This window comes from Streptomyces sp. NPDC101191, from assembly GCF_044767915.1.
Classification (GTDB): Bacteria; Actinomycetota; Actinomycetes; order Streptomycetales; family Streptomycetaceae; genus Streptomyces.
Map to the genome: position 1 here is coordinate 222,179 of NZ_JBIWOU010000002.1, position 16,479 is coordinate 238,657.

Consider the following 16,479-nt stretch of genomic DNA (forward strand, 5'->3'; position numbering starts at 1 on the left):
GCAGTGGACCACGACCGGCCTGGCGGGGTGGGTGTACCGGCCGTACGAAGCCGGGCGTGGTGACGTACGCGCTGCGCGTTTCCGGGTGTCTGGGTGTCTGGGTGTCCCACCACATCGGCACGCCACCGCGCCTACGTGCGCCCGCGCACCTTCCGGAGGATCTCCTCGCGAAGCCGCGCGCGATCCGCGTCCCTTCGGAAGCGCATGCCTCTCTGCCTCTCTACTGCTTCCGCCAGCCTCTTGGCCTGACCCCGTTCGAGTTCGTCGACCATCTGCACCGCGAGCCGCAGGGCGTGGTACTGCTCGAAGGGAGTGCGCGGGTCCGTGATGGCGGCGAGGGTGGCTTCGAAGTTCCGCAGTTCAGGCCTGGCCTGCATCATGGCCAGGGCGGTGATGCGCTCTTCGTCCGTGCCTTCCCGCAGCCAGCGCAAGACCTCGGCCGACTCGAAGGACTGCCCCTGTGCCAAGCGGCGCGCACGGGCGATCACCTCTTCCAAGGCCTGGGTGCGGGCGGCTCCGGGGCGCATGGACCCCCGCACCGAGCTGTAGTCGGCGGCGATGGGACCGGCGGCGTCCAGTAGGGTCCTCGCCTCCGCACGCAGCTGACGAGCCGCGGCGATGTCGCCCTGCCGTTCGGACTCCTCCGCCAGTGCGAACCTTTCCGCTGCGGCGGCCCGGAGCCTCAGGGTGGCCCCTCCGAACTCAAGGCTCTCGACATGGCTGCCCAGCAGGGCGAGGAGGAGCAGGACGCCCCCGAATACGATCAATGCCGCCGCGCCGGTGCCGTTCGAGGTCGCGAAGACCGCGAGCGCCCCCAGACCGAACGCCCCCGCGCCCAGGAGAGCCGTGAGCGTGCGCAGGGCCGGCGTGAACCGGACGCCCGCTGCCGTCGTCTTCACCGGCCTCTCCGCTCTGTCGGGGTGAGCACGAAATTACCGGCAGAACACGGTGCAGTTCGTCAGCGGAGAGTTCGTGTTGTGTTTCCGTCCCCTGCGTGCCGCCGGCCCCCCAGGGAGCTCGTGCGGTGTTCGGTAGGGGTGATCCCGTAGACCTCGCGGAATGCCCGGCTGAAGCCGGTGGGGCTGGGGAAACCCCAGCGACGCGCGATCACTTGGACGGGCCGGCTGCTCAGTTCTCCGCGGGCGAGGTCGGCATGGGCGCGCTCCAGCCGGCTTCGGCGGATGTGGGCCGCGACGGTCAGAGGCTGGTCGGCGTAGAGGTTGTACAGATGCCGCAGGGACATGTTGTGCCGGTCGGCGATCATCTGGGGAGTCAGGCCGGGGTCGCCGAGATTGTTCTCGATGAAGCGGTGGATCCGCTGCAGTGTCTCCTGCGCCCGGGCCTCGGCAGGCGCCTCGCCCGGGTCACCGAGCTGCCGCGCGAGGAAGGCGGTGGCCAGTTCGAGAGCGACGGCGCCCATCCCGTTCAGCTCCTCCGGACGGCAGCCCGGGCCGTACGAGAGCAGCGTCTTCAGGAAGTCGGCCAGGATCGCCCCGGACCCCTCGTCTGCGGCCAGGTTCTGGGCGAGGAGGCGGTCCAGACGATCCGATCGCAACGCCAGGGCCTGCCGGGGGATCTGCAGGACCACCGACTCGATCTGCTCGCCGGTGCACTCCCCCTCGCTCGGCCGTGAGGTGTCGGTCAGCACGAGTCCGCCCGTGACGACCGATTCATTGCGGCGCTGAGAGATGCGCAAGCCACCCTGCGTGATGAGCGCCAGCTGCAGGTGCTCGGGATCGCCACGCCGGACGTGAGCCGAGGTACGGCGCGAGAGCACCGGCGAGGAAGCCACAGCGGACAGCCGCACCACGCCGAGATCCAGATAGGTGATGCCCGCCCGGAAGTCGGCCGTGTGCCGGCTACGGAGCATGACGGGCATCACCTCGGTGGACACCGTTTCGCAAAACCAGTCGAACCTGTCCTCACACGCCGCGACAGCACCTGACGCAACCAGCAGTTCCATGCGATCCCCCGTACTTCGGTTCAGCAGCGCTCCAGCCTTCTGCCGGGTGGTCGCACCGCCGTGCTGCCCCCCGACCGCGCCGTGATCATTATCAAGCACCCACGGCGTCGGCCGCTGTCCGGATGAGGTCGAGAACGACCTCGGGCCGGGAGAGCATCGGGACATGACTGCTGTCCACCTCGACGACGGTGGCGCCCATGCGCTGGGAGACGGAGCGTTGCAGGTCCGGGTGGACGGTCTGGTCCCGGGTGGTCAGCAGATACCACGTGGGGCGGGACTTCCAGGCCGGGTTGTCGGTGGTGGAAGCGAGCAACTCCGCGCGCGGGGCGCCCTGGGTCGCCCAGACGAGCTGCTGGTCTTCCGGGGAGAGATCGCCGCAGAAGCACGAGATGCCGTCGCGGGCGATCCAGATCCTCCCGTCCTCCTCGTCGAGGTGGGAGAAGACCTCGGCCGTGGGGAACCGGCCGATCTGCTCCTGGGCGCTCTCGCCGGCCTCGGGGCCGAGCGCGGCGATGTACACGAGGCCGGCGACCTTGTCGTGGTTGCCGGCGGCGCTGATGACGAATCCGCCCCACGAGTGTCCGACGAGGATCGCGGGCCCGCTGACCCGCTCAAGGGCGCGGTGGACGGCGTCGACTTCTCCTTCGAGCGAGTCGAGCGTGTTCTGCACGGAGATCACCTCATGGCCCTCGCGCTGGAGGGTGGGGATCAGCTTGCTGAAGCAGGAGCCGTCGGCCCACAGTCCGTGGGCAAAGACGACACTCGGCTTCTTCGTTGCCATCGCTGGGATCCTCCGCTCGGCACGGATCACCGATCGATCCGCACACCTGACTGGACACCTCCCAGTCCACCTCGGGAACCGGCCGGCTACCTCCAGGGTGGCCCGACCAGGTGAGCACGCGGCCCGGCGGCTCCCGATGGATGCGCTTCGTATGCGCCTCACCGGATGTCCACAAGACGGCGGCCGGGCTCGTCAGCCCTTCCGGCCGGGCTCGGCAGCCCTTCAGGTGCGGGTCGGCTCCGTCTCGTCGGGGGCCGTGGAGAGGGGCTCGGCGATGTCCTCCAGCGAACGGCGTTCCGCCTTCACCGCGAGGAAGGCCGCCACGAGGCCGGCCGCGCACATCAGGCCCGCGCCGATCTGGAAGGCGAGGACCGTCTCGGACGGGACGCCGGATTCGGTGAGCTGGGCGAAGATCAGGGGGCCGCTGATGCCACCGGCCGCGGTCCCGATCGCGTAGAAGAAAGCGATGGCCATGGCCCGGGTCTCCATCGGGAAGACCTCCGAGACGGTGAGGTACGCGCTCGACGCGCCGGCGGAGGCGAAGAACAGCACGACGCACCAGCAGGCCGTGAGTGTGGTGGCGCTGAGCACGCCGCTGCCGAACAGCCAGGCGGTGCCGAAGAGCAGCACGCCGGACAGCAGGTAGGTCGACGAGATCATGATGCGGCGGCCGACGGTGTCGAACAGCCTGCCGAGCAGCAGCGGACCGAGGAAGTTGCCGGCGGCGATGACGGCGAAGTAGTAGCCCGTGTTCCCCGTGGGCACGTCGAAGAACGTGGTGAGGATCGTGCCGAAGCCGAAGGTGATGGCGTTGTAGAGGAACGCCTGGCCGATGAAGAGCGACAGGCCGAGGACGGCACGGCGCGGATAGCGGCGGAAGACCGTCTTCGCGATCAGTCCGAATCCGATGCTGCGACGCTGGTGGATGGTGATCTCGCCCGCGGGCTCCGGCAGCGGACGGCCGTGTTCCTGTTCGACCTCGCGTTCGACGGACGAGACCAGTCGCTCCGCCTCGTCACCGTGGCCGTGGATGAACTGCCATCGTGGGCTCTCCGGCACGTGCCGTCGGACCAAGAGGATCACCAGGCCGAGGACCACACCGAGGGCGAAGCTGAGGCGCCAGCCCACGTTGACGGCGAAGATGTCCGTGTCGAGCATGACGATGGAGAGCAGGGCTCCGCCGATCGCCCCGAGCCAGTAGCTGCCGTTGATGATCAGGTCGACCCGGCCGCGATACAGGGACGGGATCAGTTCGTCGATCGCCGAGTTGATGGCCGCGTACTCCCCGCCGATGCCGAAGCCGGTGAGGAACCGGAAGAGGAAGAACCACCAGGATTCCATCGACAGCGCGGTGAGTGCCGTGGCTCCGAGGTAGACGACCAGCGTCACCATGAAGAGCTTCTTGCGCCCGTACCGGTCCGTCAGCCAGCCGAAGAACAGGGCTCCGGAACAGGCGCCGGCGACGTACAGGGCGGCGGCCGTTCCGGTCACCTGGGCGGCGGTGATGTTCAGGCCGCTGCCGTCCTCGGCGAGGCGGCCGGCGATGTTGCCGACGATCGTGACCTCGAGCCCGTCCAGGATCCATACGGTCCCGAGGCCGATCACGATCATCCAGTGCCAGCGCGACCAGGGCAGCCGGTCCAGCCGGGCCGGTACGGCCGTGGTCACGGTTCCTGTGGACACGGGCGCGGGGGCCCGCCTCGATGCTTCCGTCATGACTCCCTCTCCGTCGGGCGGCCTCATGCGAGTGCCCCGCCCGGGAGCGATCATGCCTACACGGCTCGGGACACCGCCTCCGGCACCGGGCCGCCGCGGGGGCAGCGGCACACGAGGATCACGCCGGCTTCGGAAGACGCGGTCCGCCGTGCGGTCATCGGTCGGTTGATCTCTCATGTGACGAGATGCCCAAGGGGACATCCGGGTGGACGTCCCCGCCGAGCGCAACCGGCCCGCACTCCACCGCCGTCGTCCCGGGCAGTCAAGCGACAACAGGAGGCACTCATGACTGGAATGCACGCTTTCGCAGCCACCCCGACCGTCATGATGGATCTCGACCCCTACCGCTTCCCCGCCGCGTTCCTCCACGACCTCGAAGACGAGATGCCGGCCGGCCCCGACTCCCTGTCCGGCGACACCGCCCCGCCCGCACCCGCCGGCCGCCCCACCCCCGGCCTGAAGCCCGCCGACCGCCGCCGCATCGAACTCCACGCCGCCCTCACCACCGCGGGAATCGCCCCCTCACCCGGCGACCGCGACGCCATCGAAGCCCTCTGCACCCTCGACGACACCACCCACACCGCCCTCCGACGGTGGCTCAACCACCCCCACACCCCCCACTGACCGCCCCGACAGAGCACGACAGCACCGGGGCAGGAGTCGCGTCGCGCGCAGACCGGTTCCGCTTCCCCAGACGGGTGACATCGTGGGAGCGCCGGGCCTTGCCTCCGGTGGAGCGGGCGCGGCACTCCTACGGTGGGGCCGGTGCAGCCCACTTCCCTGACGCGGCGGCTGGCCGCCAGTCCGCTCGCGCCCGTCGCCGTCTTTCCCCTTCGGTTCGCCACCGTCGCACGCCACAACGCGGGCGTCCTGCTTCGCTCCGGCAGGTGGCTGGTCCGGTCCCGTGAGAACGCCTGCTTCACCTACGACCTCACCCCGGTCAACCGTGAGCATCTCGCCTGGTTCACCGCCACCGTCACCGGACGGCCGGTCGGGGAGCTGCGCGGCTACCTCGACGAGGTCGAGGCCGACGTGGCGCTGCGCACCCATATGCGCGAGGTGCTCGCCGCCGGGCCCCGGCGACGGACCTGCGACCATCTGGTGCGCTACGCGCGGCGCGCCGCCGTCTACGCCGTGGTGCGGGCGCTGCGTCCCGAGCATGTCGTCGAGGCCGGGGTGCACCGGGGCATCACGAGTTGTCTGATCGCCGCCGCGCTGTTGCGCAACGGCACGGGGCGGCTGACGGCCGTGGATGTCGATCCGCAGTCCGGGGAGCTGCTCCAGCGGGGACCGTACGCCTCCGTCGTCGACCGGGTCGTGGGCGACTCGGTCGCCACCCTGTGCAGTGCGCCGGTGCGCGAGCGGGGGATCGATCTGCTCGTGCTCGACACCTATGTCGACAGCCGGCACGAGACCTCCGAGCTCATGGCCGCGCTGCCCGCGCTACGTGAACGGGCCGTGGTGCTGTCGACGACGAGCCACTTCCTGGGCTCGCTGGCGGAGTGGTCCGAGCGCCACCACCGGACCTTCCTGCACTTCCGCGAGGACCCCGCCGAGCACTGGCATCCCGGTGAGGGGTACGGCGCGTCCTTCCCCGGCCTTTCCGTCCCGGGAACGTCCTCCCCCGGCCCGTCCGTGTCCGGCGCGTCTTCCGGAGCGGCCACCACCCCCGGCGCCGCCGGTGCCGCGACTCCCGGGCATCCCGGATGAGCCTCACGACGGACGCGGCGCGCCGCACGGCCTGGTACGCGCGTTACGAGCGGTGGCACGGTCTCGACAGGGCGTTGCACCGCTCCCCCGCCCAGCCGTGGTTCCGTCACCGTGCCGCCGGCCGGCTCGCCGTGCTCGGCTATCACGGCGTCGAGGACGCGGGCGCCTTCGCCGCCCAGCTCGACCAGTTGACCAGCACCGCCCGTCCGGTCTCTCTCGGCCAGGTCGAGGCGGCGGTGCGCGAAGGCGTGCCGCTACCGCCCCGCAGTGTGCTGATCACCTTCGACGACGGTGACCCGTCCGTACTCGAGCGCGGGCTGCCGCTGTTGGCCGAGCGGGGCATCCCGGCCGTGTGTTTCGTCATCGCCGGACTCATCGGCAGCGACGAACCCTTCTGGTGGGACGAGTTGGATCATCTGCTCGCGCACGGCGGAACGGCTCCCGGTCTGTCCGGCGACGTCGCCCCGCACGCGGCGGCCTACGCCCTCAAGCAGCTCCCCGACACGCAACGCCTGCACGCCTTCGCCGAGTTGCGGCGGACGGCCTCCTCGCCCGCGCCCCGAGGACGTCAACTCACCGCCGCCGACCTGCGTACCCTCGCATCGGGCGGCGTCGCCATCGGCAGCCACACCCTGACGCACCCGTGTCTCCCCCGCTGCGACGAGGCGACGATCCGGGACGAGGTCCACGAGGCGCACCGGCTGCTGACGGGGCATCTGGGGCACGCGCCGACCGCCTTCGCCTACCCCAACGGCGACTTCGACGTCCGTGCCGAGGCCGCCCTGCGCGAGCTGGGCTACCGCTCCGGCTTCCTCTACGACCACGCCCTGAGCGATCCGGCAGCCCAGCACCCACTGCGGCTGAGCAGGCTGAGGGTGTCGACGCGCACCTCTCCGGCCCGGTTCGCGACGGTGCTGTCGGGGCTGCAGCCCGCCGTGTACCGGACCGGTCTCGGGGTGGTCAGAGCGGCGCGGCGGATCCGAGCCCGGATCTGAGCAGGGCGGCGAGGCGGACGGCCAACCCGTCGATGCCCTCGCCGCAGTGCCGCAGCACGTCGTAGGGCTCGCCCCACGGGTCGGGGATGTCGTCGTCCGCGGGGCGGGGCGCGGACACCGTGCCGCGACGTGCGGCGGCACGCGCGACGATGTCGAGCGCGGTGCCGGACTCGGCCTCGCCCTCCGCGAGCCGGACGAACTCCTTGAGCGTGAAGCAGCGGCGCAGCGCCACCGGGACGAGACGGACGGCGGCTTCCCGGTGGCGGCGCTCCAGACCCAGCACCAGCGAGGCGTTCGCCACCAGGTCCGCCGTGAGGGGCCGGGGCCGGAAGCCGTCGGCGTCGCCGCCCAGATCCGTCAGCACCGACCGGGTGGCCCTGTCCATGCGGTCGCCCCGGACCGCCTCGGTGCCGGCGCTGCCGACCCGCGCCCCCGCAACCGGCCCGAGACGGGCCGTGAGCAACCGCTCGGCGAGCGGCGACCGGTAGGCGTTCCCCGTGCACACGAAGAGCACCGTGAAGGGCGCAGGCGCTACGGACCGGCCGTCGGCCGGGCCCGCCCCCGAAGACCGGCCCGGCTCGGTCGCCGGGCCGGCCGGAGCCTGGGACGCCCCGGCCTCCGTAGTCGAACGGGCAGCAGCCGCGTACTCCGCTGCCGCGGCTTCGCGGGTCATCGGCGCGCTCCTCGTCGTCGGGCGTCCCGCCGGGTCATCCGCGCGCCCCCGTGTCGAACGCCTCGCTCGCGTCGCGTCGTCGCACCGCGGGACGGGGCGCGGGCAGTTCGCCGTACGTGCCGTAGCTGCCGTATCCGCCCTTGGCGACCTCCGCCATGTTGAACACCGCGCCCAGCGGGCGGGCACCGACGTTGCGCAGGGAGTCCACGGCGGTGCGGACCTGATCGCGGGTGGTCTTCGAGGCACGTACGACGAGGAGGGTGCCTTCGGTGAGCGGGGCGAGGCCGACGGTGTCGGCGACGGGGAGCAGGGGCGCGGTGTCGACGATGACGACCTCGTAGCAGTCGGCGAGTTCCCGCAGCACCTCGCCCATCCGGGACGAGGACAGCAACTCGGTCGGGTTGGGCGGCATCGGCCCGCTGGTGAGGACGGCGAGTCCGGCGGTCGCCTGCTGCATCACGTCCGCGGCCGACGCGTGTCCGATCAGGACGCTCGTGAGTCCCGCGTCCTGGACGAGTCCGAAGGTCCGGGCCACGCAGGGCCGGCGGAGGTCGGCGTCGACGAGGCAGGTGGAGACGCCCGCGCGGGCCAGGGAGGCCGCCAGGTTGGCGGCGGTGTTGGTCTTGCCCTCGCCGGGCAGGGAGCTGGTGACCGAGATGATCCGGGGCTTCTCGCCGACCTGGGCGAACTGCAGGTTGGTGCGGAGTCTGCGGAAGGCCTCGGCGCGCGGCGAGTGGGCGGCCTCGCCGACGGTGACGGGGTGGGCCTGGGCGTCGCTGTCGAACGGGATCGTGGCCAGCGGCGGCAGCGCGGTGAGCTCGCTGAGCGCCTCGGCGGTCTTGATGGTGGTGTCGAGTGTCTCCCGCAGGGCGGCCAGGGCGGCGCCGAGCAGAAGGCCGCCGAGCAGTCCGACCGCGAAGTTGATCAACGGCCTCGGGGAGACCGGGACGCTCGGTACGGTGGCCCGCTGGGTCACTCCGAGGGTCACCGGGGAGACCGCGGCGGCTGCCGCCGTCACGTCGGCGGACACGACGGTGGGCGGGGTCTCCAGTCGTTCGACCACCCGGCCGAAGCGCACGGCGACGGCGTTGGCGGTGCGGGCGGCGCGCCGGGGGTCGGTGTCGGAGACGGTGATGTCGATGAGGACGGTGTTGACGGGTGCCTCGGCACGGATGCGTCCGGCGAGTTCGTCCGGGGTCGTGGGCAGCCGCAGTTCCTTGACCACCGCTTCGGTCACCTGACGGGTGTTCACGATGTTGGCGTACGAGAGGACTCGGGCCTGCGAGAAGCTCTGCCCCTGGTTGAGCTGCATGGTGTCGGGGCCCGTGTGGGTGGCGACGAACAGCTGCGTACGGGCCTCGTACACGGGAGTCGTCAGCGTGTTCACCGCCCAGGCCGCAAGTGCTCCGAGCAGCAGGCACACGGCGCAGGACGGCCAACGCCTGACGACGACGGTCAGGAAACCACGGAGATCCAAGGAGTACCCCTCAGCCAGGTCAGGACCAGATGCCCGACTTTTCCGATTTACTCGCAAACCTGCGCGCCGAGCATAGGCATTCACTCCGCGGCATCACACGCAGGCGAGCCGTAGGTTCAGCCATGCGTGGGCCACCCCTGGGCCGTACGGCCAAGCGGGCGGTCGGCGACGCCCTCTCGGGTGTGGACGGACCCTTACGCCGGAGTCTCACTCCAGACTTGTGCGTACATGTCCGCACTTCGGAACCCGAGGGCCGTATGCCGCCAGTTCCTCACGTAGCCGTCCTGATGACCAGTCACAACCGGTGTGCCAGAACACTGTCGGCGCTGGCCTCGCTGGAGCGTCAGCGCGCGCTGCCCGACGGGACCGTGGTGCGCACCCACCTGGTCGACGCGGGCAGCACGGACGGGACGCCGGAGGCCGTGCGGCGCCTCCACCCGGGGGTGCGGCTGCGAAGTGTCGGCACGGACGTCTTCTGGGGAGCGGGCATGCGCATCGCCGGCCGGGAGAGCTGCTCCCCCGGCGCCGCCGCCCCCTGGACGCACCAGCTGTGGCTCAACGACGACGTCGAACTCGACGACGACGCCCTGGCGGTGCTCCTCGCCACGGCGCACGAGGCCGGCGGGGACGCGGTGGTCGTGGGTGCCGTGCGCTCCCGTGGGAGCACGGGCGACGGCAGCGGCACCACGTACTCCGGCCGCCGGGGCCGCGCCCTGGACCTGGTCGAGCCGACCGGCCGCCCCGAGCCCTGCGACACCTACAACGGCAACGTCGTCCTGCTGCCGCGCGCCGTACACGAGCGCGTCGGGGACATCGACCGGGCCTTCCCCCACGGCATGGGCGACTACGACCACGGGTTCCGGGCCCGGAAGGCAGGTTTCCGGCTCTATGTGGCACCCCACCACGTGGGCGTGTGCGACGCCAATCCGCCGCTCACCGGCTCCCGCGAACCCGGCATCGGGGTCCGCGCGGCCCTGCGCCGGGTCACCTCGCAGCGCGAACTGCCGCCCCGCCCCTGGTGGGTCTACTGCCTGCGGCACAACTGGCCCTGGGCGCCGCTGCTGATGTTCTCGCCGTACGTACGGACCGTTCTGCGAGCGGCGACCGCCCGGTGACCCCCACGCTCCTGCTCTTCGCCCTCACCGGCCTGCTCGCCCTCGCGACGACGACCGTTCTCTTCGTACGCGCGCCCGCTCTCGGGGTCGCACTGCTGCTGACCGCCGGGCTGTGGCCCGCGGCCCGCTCCGAGACCGTCGTCCACCTGGGCGTGAGCCTGACGCCGCAGGACCTCCTCGTGTCCTGCGCGATGGCGGCGGCCTGCGTCAACATGCTGCGGCGTCCGCCGCGCGCCCACCGCCTCCTGCTGCTCCTGGCGCTGATCCTGTTGCTGACGGCGGGGTCGCTCCTGAGGGGAACGGCCATGTTCGGGGCTGCGGCCGCCGGCAACGACATGCGGATGCCGTTCCTGTACGTCTTCGGGCTCGCCCTCTACGGGATCACGCTGCCGTGCACCGCCCGGCTGATGCGCCGTCTGGCCGCCGTCTGGGTGGTGGTGGCGTGTGTCGAGACCCTGCGGGCGGTGCTGTGGTGGGCGGAGAACGGCATCGGTTCGGCCGTCGGACAGGTGGTGATCGACGGCGTCGCGAGCGAGTCGCGCGCGCTGTCGGCCCCCGAGGCGCTGCTGATCGCCCAGGCCGCGGTGATCCTGCTGTACGCCACCCCGCTCGGCACCCGCCGGCATCTGCTCGCCGCTCCCCTGCTGCTCACCGTGGTCCTGCTGCAGCACCGGACGGTGTGGCTGGTGGTCGCGGCGATGCTCGCCGGCTGGCTCATCGCCGGAACCGGCGCCGGGGGCACCCCGGCTCGCGGCCGCGGGCTGCGGCTCGGCGTCACGGCGGCCGGCCTCGGCCTCGGCGTGTTCGCCGTGTCGGCCGGACTGCTCGGCCGGTACGGCACCGGGCTGACCGTCTCGGCCTCCGACAGCGGCACGCTCGCCTGGCGCGCGACGGGCTGGTACGAACTGCTCGGGACGCTCGACGGTGCCGCGGAGTGGCTGACCGGCCGCCCCTTCGGTTCCGGGTTCGACCGGCTGGTCGAGGGCCTGGTCGTCGGTGTCTCCCCGCACAACTACTTCATCCATCTGCTGCTGCGCATCGGCCTGTTGGGGCTCTGCGCCTTCCTCGCCCTGTACGCGGCCGCGCTCCGGCCGACACTGCGCCGTGGCGCGGACCTCACCTCCCGCGCGCTGGGCATGCTGGTCTGCGGCCAGCTGGTCTTCGCGCTGACGTATCAGATCCCCCCCGAACAGGGCCTCGCCCTCGGTGCGCTGTGCGCGCTCGCCGTCGGCGTCGGACCGCGCCTCCCGCGGTCGAGGCCGTCCCCTCCGGCCGTCCCGCACGAGACCCGCCCCGCTCTCCCCGTACCGCACACGTGAGGTGAACCCATGCCGCCGAAGGTCGCACTGATCACAGGAATCACCGGGCAGGACGGCTCCTACCTCGCCGAGCTGCTGCTCTCCAAGGGCTATCTGGTGCACGGCCTGATCCGACGCTCCTCGTCCTTCTCCACGGGCCGGATCGACCACCTCTACCAGGATCCGCACGAGCCCGGCGCCCGGCTGCGGCTGCACTACGGTGACCTCGCCGACGGCTCGCGCATCAGCACCCTGCTGGAGGCGATCCAGCCCGACGAGGTCTACCACCTCGCCGCCCAGTCCCATGTGCGCGTCTCCTTCGACGAGCCCGAGTTCACCGGCTCCACGACGGGCCTCGGCACCACCCGGCTCCTCGAGGCGATCCGGATGACCGGCCTGCCCTGCCGCTTCTACCAGGCCTCCAGCTCCGAGATGTACGGCGTCTCGCCCGCCCCGCAGTCGGAGACCACACCGTTCCACCCGCGCTCCCCCTACGCCTGCGCCAAGGTGTACGCGTACTGGATCACGCGCAACTACCGTGAGGCGTACGGCATCCACGCCGTCAACGGCATCCTCTTCAACCACGAGTCCCCGCGCCGCGGCGAGACCTTCGTCACCCGCAAGATCGCGATCGCCGCGGCCCGTATCGCACGGGGCGAGCAGAAGGAACTGCACCTCGGCAACCTGGAGGCGCGCCGCGACTGGGGCTACGCCCCCGAGTACGTCGACGCGATGTGGCGGATGCTCCAGCGTGACGAGCCCGACGACTACGTCGTGGCCACCGGCACGAGCTACAGCGTGCACGACTTCCTCACGATGTGCTTCGCGCACGCGGGGCTGGACTGGGAGCGCCACGTCCGCTTCGACGAACGGTACCTGCGGCCCGCGGAGGTGCCCGACCTCATCGGCGACGCCTCGAAGGCGGAGCGTCTCCTCGGCTGGCGGGCCTCGGTCCGTCCCCCGGAGCTCGCCCGCATCATGGTCGACGCAGAACTCGGCAGGAGCACGTCCGCGGTGCCGGGCCCGGCCGCTCCGGCGGCCTCCGCTGCCCTGCCGTCCGCCGGCGTCGTACCCGTACCCCCGCGGTGACGCCACCCCTGGTCCTGCAGGTCGCCAACGAGAGGGTGCTGGGGCCCTCTTCGCGATTCGTACGGGCCTTCGGCCTGCTCGCCTCGGACGGGCTGCTGCGGCACACCGTGGTCTCCCCGCTCGCCGTGCTCGGAGAGGGACGGGAGACGGCGCTGCGCCGACTCCACGCGGAGGTGGGCGAGTTGCGGCCCGCAGCGGTCTTCGTCCAGTCGCCCGGCGCCTTTCCCTGGACCGACGAGGACGTCCGGGCCCTGCTCTCCCTGCTCGGCGACCCGCCGGTCGTGTTCTGGGAGGGTGATGCCTGGGGTGGCCGCAAGCAGCTCACGCCGGCCTCCCAGGCCTGGCTCGGAGCGGCGGACCGCGTGCACTCCGTCGCGCTGGGCCCCCAGGCCGCGCTGCTGCGACGACACTCCCGCGCGTCCGTACGCTACGTCCCGCACGTACTGCCGCTGTCGTTCGACGACACCCCCGTCCCCTCTCCAGGCGAGGCCGTCGACGACGTCGTCGCCATGGGCAACTGCTATGTGCGGTTCGGCTGTTGGGAGCGGGTGGAAGGCGGTCTCGACCGCGCCCGCATGGTCCGCGGACTGCGCCGGCTGCCCGGCTGCCGGCTCTCGGTGTACGGGACGCGCTGGCGCGGGCGCGGGGCCCGGGGGCCGGCGCCGTTCCCCCGTCAGGTCGACATCCTCCGCCAGGGGCGGATCACGGCCGGCTGGGACCACTTCTCCGGATACCCGCGCTACTTCTCCGACCGGCTGCCCATCGCGCTGTACGCCGGACGCCCCCACGTCACCTCCCGTCAGCCGGGTCTGGACTGGCTGCCGGGCCCCGGGACCGGCCTGCACCTCTGCGCGACACCCGGGGAGGCGGTGAGCGCCGTGCAGCGTCTGCTCGCCACGGCCGACGACGAGCTGCACGCCGCCGGACTGCGCGGCCACGCCTGGGTGCGCGACCGCTTCACCGACCGGGAGGCGCTGCTGCACATGCTGGGCGGCCTGGTGGCGCTGCCGCTGCCGCCCGCCGATCCCTGGCAGGCCTTCGTCCGGCCCGTCGTTCCGGCATGAGGCCCCCGTCGAAGGACTCCGCCGTCCCCGCGGCGCCCCCTGCCGGGCGGCCGGCTTCCGCGGCCGGTCCGTCGCCGTCGGGGAGCCGCGCCCGTCACGCCCTGCACGGGCTGCTGTGGAACTACGCGGGCTCCGCGGCGACCATCGTGCTGCAGCTCGGGTACACGGCCTGCACCTCCCGGATGGTGCCGCCCGCCGCGTTCGGCGCCTTCGCCACGGCGGCCGCCGTGGCCGGGGTGCTCGGCTACTTCTCCAACAGCGGCGTGGCGACCTGTCTGCTGACCGCCGAGCGGCTCACCGCGCCCCTCACCTCGACGGCCCTGCGCATCGGCGCGGTGAGCGGCGCCCTGTGCTTCCTGGCGGCGCAGGCGGTCGCCTTCGCCGTGACCGCCCTGTGGGACATGCCCGAAGCGGGGCCGATGCTGCGGCTGGTCAGCTTCCAGTTCCTGACGCTGCCGGCGGCCCTCGCGGCGGTCGCCGCGCTTCGGCGCTGCGGCCGCACCCCGCAGGTCGTACGGCTCGAACTGGTCGGCCACACCACCGGGGCCGCCGCCTCGCTCGGGCTGCTCGCCGCGGGCTGGGCACCCATGGGCCTGGCCGTCTCCGCTCCGACGAGCTCGGCGGTCCTGCTGGCCGGCGCGCTGTGGCTGCTGCGGCGGCAGGACCTTCCCTCCGGCGCCCGGCCCAAGGTCCGCGGGCTCGTGGACGCCTCCGGCTTCTTCAGCGGGTACAGCCTCGCGCAGTACGTGTTCAACAGCGCGCCGCTGTGGCTGGCCGGGCGGCTCGGTGCCGGGGCCGCCGGACACTATTCGCGCGCGAGTCTGTTCACCGGCATCCCCCTGACCGTGCTCTCGCAAGGCATCAGCCTCACCGCCACGCCGGTGCTCGCCGCCGACCGCGGCCGGTCCCGGCAGGCCGTGACCGACGTGCTCTGTCTGGCCTCCGCGATCGCCTTCGTCGGTTTCGGCACCGTCGCCGGACTGGGGCCCGCCGCGCTGAACCTGCTGCTGGGGCCGGGCTGGGGCACGGCGGCCGCGCTGGTCCCGCTGCTGGCCGTGGCCGCGGCCCTGTCGTTGCTGACCTCGGTCGGCGACAGCGTCAACCAGGCACGGGACGACCGGCGTTCCCTGCTGGTCACGCAGGGGTGGGCGGCCGCCTCGATCGCCGTCACGCTGGCGGCGGTCGTCCCCCGGCACTCCCTCACGCTCCTGGCCGCGGCCACCGTCACGGGCCCGCTCACCGGCCACGCGGCGCAGTTGCTGCGCTGGCGCGCCCATGGCGTCGTCGCCCTGGCTCCGCTCCTCCGGGTCCACGCCGCGCACGTCGCGGCCGGGGCCGTGCTGGCGCTGGCCGCCCGCTGGGGTGCGTCGGCGGGTGACACCCCGGTCCACGGGCTGCTGCTCGGCGCCGCGGCGACGCTCGCCGTACTCGTGTGCGCGCTGCCGTTCCGTGCCCGGCTTCCGCTGTACGCCGTGGCCGAGCGCCACGGTCTGCTCCCCCGTCCGTCCACCTGGAGTCTCCGTGGCCAGTCCGCCCCTCGTCCTGCACGTCAGCAATGAACGTCCGCCCGTCAGTCCGGACTACGGCTTTCTGCGCGCCTTTCGCGAGCTGTCCGCCGACGGCGTGCTCCGGCACGAGTGGATCGCGCCGGCCGCCACGCCGGAGCGGATCGCCGGGCTAGCGGCCGGTGCCCGGCCCGACCTCGTCTTCGTCCAGTCGCCCCAGCCGCACCGCTGGACGGAGCGTGCTGTCGCCGGGTTGCTGCGGACGCTCGGTTCCCCGCCGGTCGTCGTCTGGGAGGGGGACGCCTGGGGTGGCCGCAAACGGCTGAAGGCACGCAACGTGGCGTGGCTGCGGCACGCCGACGGCGTCTACAGCGTGGCGCTCGGACGGCAGGCCGAGCTGCTGCGGCGGGCCGGCGGGCGTCCCGTGCGCTACGTCCCGCACGTGACACCGCTCTGCTTCGCCGACTCCCCCGACGAGGCGACCGAGCCGCGCGGCGTCGCGCTGGTGGGTTCCCTGCTCACCTACTGCGGTGTCGAACTCCTCGCGGACGACGGTGAACGCGCCCGCCTGGCACGTGAGCTGGCCCGCGTACCGGGCTGCGAGCTGTCGATCTACGGGCGGGGCTGGCGCGGCGCGCACGCCCGCGGCCCGGTCCCGTACGACGACCAGCTGACGGTGATGCGCCGCGCGCTGATCACCGTGGGCTGGGACCGCTTCCGCGGTCACTCCGGGTACTTCTCGGACCGGCTGCCGATCGCGCTGAGCGCGGGCCGGGTGCACGTCTCCTCCCGACAGCCCGACCTGGGCTGGCTGCCGGGGGCGGAGAGCGGCCTGCATCTCGCGGACACCCCGCGGGAGGCGGCGGAGCGGGTGCGGGACCTGCTCGGCGCCGGGCCCGGGCGGCTGCTCGCCGACGGTGTCCGGGCCGCCGCGTGGGCGCGAGCCCATCTGACCGAGCTGCACGCGCTGCGGCACATGCTGTCGGGGCACCTCCCGGTGCCCGCTCCCCGGTCGGGGCCCTGGCCCGCGATCGCCGCGCTCGGCTCCGTGTAGGGCGCGCCCTTCGGATCGGGCCGGGCCCGGGTGTCCGGC

Annotated in this window: 15 protein-coding genes; 9 read left to right on the top strand and 6 right to left on the bottom strand. The window is 72.6% G+C overall.

Annotation, left to right across the window (positions count from 1 at the left end; genetic code table 11):
- Positions 1–131: 131 nt before the first annotated feature.
- The 4 genes from ACIRQF_RS08145 to ACIRQF_RS08160 all read right to left on the bottom strand — a co-directional run bounded on the left by ACIRQF_RS08145 (position 132) and on the right by ACIRQF_RS08160 (position 4,460).
- Positions 132–899: a hypothetical protein gene (locus ACIRQF_RS08145; RefSeq protein ID WP_404089943.1), complete on the bottom strand. Its 768-nt coding sequence runs from the start codon at positions 897–899 to the stop codon at positions 132–134.
- A gap of 59 nt (positions 900–958) precedes the next feature.
- Entirely contained in the window at positions 959–1,963 is a 1,005-nt protein-coding gene (locus ACIRQF_RS08150) for a helix-turn-helix domain-containing protein (RefSeq protein WP_404089945.1), read from the bottom strand.
- A 91-nt stretch (positions 1,964–2,054) separates the two neighbouring features.
- Positions 2,055–2,744 (bottom strand): alpha/beta fold hydrolase, encoded by a 690-nt coding sequence (locus ACIRQF_RS08155; RefSeq protein ID WP_376634549.1) that lies wholly within the window; start codon positions 2,742–2,744, stop codon positions 2,055–2,057.
- Positions 2,745–2,966: 222 nt separating this feature from the next.
- Positions 2,967–4,460 (bottom strand): MFS transporter, encoded by a 1,494-nt coding sequence (locus tag ACIRQF_RS08160; protein WP_389752037.1) that lies wholly within the window; start codon positions 4,458–4,460, stop codon positions 2,967–2,969.
- A gap of 285 nt (positions 4,461–4,745) precedes the next feature.
- Between ACIRQF_RS08160 and ACIRQF_RS08165 the strand changes: the two genes are divergently transcribed.
- The 3 genes from ACIRQF_RS08165 (at position 4,746) to ACIRQF_RS08175 (ending at position 7,165) form a co-directional block, all read left to right on the top strand.
- Positions 4,746–5,084: a hypothetical protein gene (locus ACIRQF_RS08165; protein ID WP_404089948.1), complete on the top strand. Its 339-nt coding sequence runs from the start codon at positions 4,746–4,748 to the stop codon at positions 5,082–5,084.
- Between the two features lie 141 nt (positions 5,085–5,225).
- Positions 5,226–6,170 (top strand): class I SAM-dependent methyltransferase, encoded by a 945-nt coding sequence (locus tag ACIRQF_RS08170; RefSeq protein ID WP_376634544.1) that lies wholly within the window; start codon positions 5,226–5,228, stop codon positions 6,168–6,170.
- Entirely contained in the window at positions 6,167–7,165 is a 999-nt protein-coding gene (locus ACIRQF_RS08175; protein ID WP_404089950.1) for a polysaccharide deacetylase family protein, read from the top strand. Before ACIRQF_RS08170 ends, ACIRQF_RS08175 begins: the two co-directional genes overlap by 4 nt.
- On the opposite strand, the gene ACIRQF_RS08180 is transcribed toward ACIRQF_RS08175, so the two are convergent.
- Positions 7,131–7,838, bottom strand: coding sequence for a low molecular weight phosphatase family protein (locus ACIRQF_RS08180; protein WP_404089952.1), 708 nt, complete (start codon positions 7,836–7,838; stop codon positions 7,131–7,133). The genes ACIRQF_RS08175 and ACIRQF_RS08180 overlap by 35 nt on opposite strands.
- Positions 7,839–7,872: 34 nt before the next feature.
- Complete coding sequence (locus ACIRQF_RS08185; protein ID WP_404089954.1) at positions 7,873–9,315, bottom strand: polysaccharide biosynthesis tyrosine autokinase; 1,443 nt, start codon at positions 9,313–9,315, stop codon at positions 7,873–7,875.
- 287 nt (positions 9,316–9,602) lie between these two features.
- Here ACIRQF_RS08185 and ACIRQF_RS08190 point away from each other — a divergent pair, with 287 nt between their 5' ends.
- The 6 genes from ACIRQF_RS08190 to ACIRQF_RS08215 are packed head-to-tail and all read left to right on the top strand — an operon-like array spanning position 9,603 to position 16,440.
- On the top strand, positions 9,603–10,430 hold the full coding sequence (locus ACIRQF_RS08190; protein ID WP_376634537.1) for a glycosyltransferase family 2 protein: 828 nt from the start codon (positions 9,603–9,605) through the stop codon (positions 10,428–10,430).
- Complete coding sequence (locus ACIRQF_RS08195; protein WP_404089957.1) at positions 10,427–11,749, top strand: hypothetical protein; 1,323 nt, start codon at positions 10,427–10,429, stop codon at positions 11,747–11,749. The genes ACIRQF_RS08190 and ACIRQF_RS08195 overlap by 4 nt, the downstream gene beginning before the upstream one ends.
- 9 nt (positions 11,750–11,758) lie before the next feature.
- Positions 11,759–12,817 carry a GDP-mannose 4,6-dehydratase gene (gmd, locus tag ACIRQF_RS08200; RefSeq protein WP_376634534.1) on the top strand — a complete coding sequence of 353 codons (1,059 nt, stop codon included), beginning with the start codon at positions 11,759–11,761 and terminating at the stop codon, positions 12,815–12,817.
- Positions 12,814–13,881, top strand: a complete 1,068-nt coding sequence (locus ACIRQF_RS08205; protein ID WP_404089959.1) for a hypothetical protein — start codon at positions 12,814–12,816, stop codon at positions 13,879–13,881. Before gmd ends, ACIRQF_RS08205 begins: the two co-directional genes overlap by 4 nt.
- A complete protein-coding gene (locus tag ACIRQF_RS08210; protein WP_404089961.1) occupies positions 13,878–15,440 on the top strand; it encodes an oligosaccharide flippase family protein in 1,563 nt (520 codons plus the stop codon). Before ACIRQF_RS08205 ends, ACIRQF_RS08210 begins: the two co-directional genes overlap by 4 nt.
- Entirely contained in the window at positions 15,403–16,440 is a 1,038-nt protein-coding gene (locus ACIRQF_RS08215; protein WP_404089963.1) for a hypothetical protein, read from the top strand. Before ACIRQF_RS08210 ends, ACIRQF_RS08215 begins: the two co-directional genes overlap by 38 nt.
- Positions 16,441–16,479 lie beyond the last annotated feature (39 nt).

Coding starts and splice junctions, on each gene's coding strand:
- ACIRQF_RS08150 (WP_404089945.1), bottom strand. CDS start 1,963: ATGGAACTGCTGGTTGCGTCAGGTGCTGTCGCGGCGTGTGAGGACAGG.
- ACIRQF_RS08155 (WP_376634549.1), bottom strand. CDS start 2,744: ATGGCAACGAAGAAGCCGAGTGTCGTCTTTGCCCACGGACTGTGGGCC.
- ACIRQF_RS08160 (WP_389752037.1), bottom strand. CDS start 4,460: ATGACGGAAGCATCGAGGCGGGCCCCCGCGCCCGTGTCCACAGGAACC.
- ACIRQF_RS08165 (WP_404089948.1), top strand. CDS start 4,746: ATGACTGGAATGCACGCTTTCGCAGCCACCCCGACCGTCATGATGGAT.
- ACIRQF_RS08175 (WP_404089950.1), top strand. CDS start 6,167: ATGAGCCTCACGACGGACGCGGCGCGCCGCACGGCCTGGTACGCGCGT.
- ACIRQF_RS08180 (WP_404089952.1), bottom strand. CDS start 7,838: ATGACCCGCGAAGCCGCGGCAGCGGAGTACGCGGCTGCTGCCCGTTCG.
- ACIRQF_RS08190 (WP_376634537.1), top strand. CDS start 9,603: ATGACCAGTCACAACCGGTGTGCCAGAACACTGTCGGCGCTGGCCTCG.
- gmd (WP_376634534.1), top strand. CDS start 11,759: ATGCCGCCGAAGGTCGCACTGATCACAGGAATCACCGGGCAGGACGGC.
- ACIRQF_RS08210 (WP_404089961.1), top strand. CDS start 13,878: ATGAGGCCCCCGTCGAAGGACTCCGCCGTCCCCGCGGCGCCCCCTGCC.